The following is a 1,246-nucleotide window of genomic DNA, read 5'->3' as shown; positions in this document are numbered from 1 at the left end:
CAAAGTGCAATTGAGGTGGCCGGGCTAGGCACCTTTAGCGTGGATATTGCCAGTAATCTGTTAACCTGCTCGGCTCGCGTAGCCGAATGGTTTGGTTTTGATAATCTAACGGCGGATACCGAAACGTTCATCGGCGGAGTGGGCGAAGCCGAGCAGGATTACGTGCGTGATCATCTGCAAAACACCATTCTGGCGGGACCTGAGGCCCGCTACAACGTGACCCACTCGATCATTAACAGTAAAACGGGCCACCGAACGCTGATTCACGCCTTGGGACGGGTTTATTTCGATGCAAACGGGAAGCCGCTTAAAGTCCTCGGTATCGCTCAGGACATCACCGCCCAACGGGAATTGCAGCAGATCCTCGAAAATCAGGTTCAGCAACGAACCCAGGAGCTGACCTTGGCCAATCAGGACCTCAAACGCTCCAATGACAATTTACAGCAGTTTGCTTACGTAGCCTCACACGATCTTCAGGAGCCCCTACGCAAGATCCTGTCCTTTAGCAATTTGCTTAGTCTACGCCTGGGCGATAGACTCGATTCCAACATCACCGACTATCTGGATCGCATCAATAAGTCTAGTGAACGGATGTCTAGCCTGATCAAAGACCTGCTAGAATTCTCCCGCATCGCGGTACGTCAACAGGAATTTGGTCCTGTCTCGGTAGATGCGGTAGTAGCGGGCGTATTGGATACGCTTTCCCTGGAAATTGAACAACGTCAGGCCTACATTCATATAGATGATCTGCCTGTTGTTAAAGGAGATGCTCAACAACTCAGTCAGTTGTTTCAAAACTTGCTTTCCAATGCACTCAAATTCACGCCTGCGGGGCAAGCTCCCCAGGTGCGGATAGAATATTTTCAACGGCAGATCCATGAATTGCCGCCCGAAGTATTACCCCAACGTACAGCTCCTTATTATCACCAGTTCAGTGTGAGCGACCAGGGCGTAGGCTTTGACACCAAGTATCTGGACCGAATCTTCCAGGTATTTCAGCGGCTGCATACTAAAAGTGAATTTGCAGGAACAGGGGTTGGTCTGGCCATTTGCCAACGCGTGGTAGAGAACCATGGAGGGGGCATTACGGCAAGCAGTGAACTCGGTCAGGGAGCCACGTTCTGTGTGTATTTACCCGCCTAGCTGAGTTTATAACCTTATTTTTCTTTCTCCTTTATTAGATTAAGGCTTAGCTTCCTAAGTCTTAACCTACTGGTTTGTTTGCTTAGATCGAAGCAAGCCTTTC

1 protein-coding gene is annotated in these 1,246 nt (G+C 49.7%); it reads left to right on the top strand.

What is annotated here, in order from left to right:
• A partial coding sequence (locus BWI93_RS07610) for an ATP-binding protein (RefSeq protein WP_255157768.1) occupies positions 1-1,143 on the top strand: 1,143 nt, incomplete at its 5' end.
• Positions 1,144-1,246 lie beyond the last annotated feature (103 nt).

Source organism: Siphonobacter sp. BAB-5385, assembly GCF_002261125.1.
GTDB lineage: Bacteria > Bacteroidota > Bacteroidia > Cytophagales > Spirosomataceae > Siphonobacter.
Note: the sequence above shows the minus strand (reverse complement) of the source record. Positions and strands in the feature narration are given on the sequence as shown.